Source organism: Bacillus sp. SIMBA_074, from assembly GCF_046534555.1.
Taxonomy (GTDB): Bacteria; Bacillota; Bacilli; order Bacillales; family Bacillaceae_G; genus Bacillus_A; species Bacillus_A mycoides.
The window spans coordinates 1-399 of sequence record NZ_JAWRYM010000144.1; the positions used below are offsets into that span (position 1 = coordinate 1).

1 pseudogene is annotated in these 399 nt (G+C 40.6%); it reads right to left on the minus strand.

Going from position 1 to position 399, the window contains the following annotated elements:
• Positions 1-7: 7 nt before the first annotated feature.
• Positions 8-399, minus strand: a pseudogene (locus SB773_RS30225) (hypothetical protein); the annotation flags it as partial.

The following is a 399-nucleotide window of genomic DNA, read 5'->3' on the forward strand; positions in this document are numbered from 1 at the left end:
TTCTTTCTTAATTACCTCCCCCTAGCAAGTCATCGTCAGAGCCATCCTCGTCGCTAGAGATTAGCCCATCGTTGATACTTTCAAGAACTTGTTCAGAACTGTACTTAGTTCCGGGATTAAGATCAAGTAGCTTCGCTGCTCGTTCTTCGAGCCATATACCTTCATTTCCATTTGAATCAACCGCTACAAAAATAAAACCACCTGCGTAGTCCGAATATTTCCCTTGAACATCTTTACCATTCTCTTGAATGATATCCTTGTACATTTCATACAATTCCGGCCCTGTTTTTTCGAGACCTGCTTGAATTGGCTCAGTATCCGTTGCTATAACTATGCCTTTAGCATTATCTCCCTCCATAATAAACCACAGTTTTTCATCTGAAGGTACTAGTAAATCAG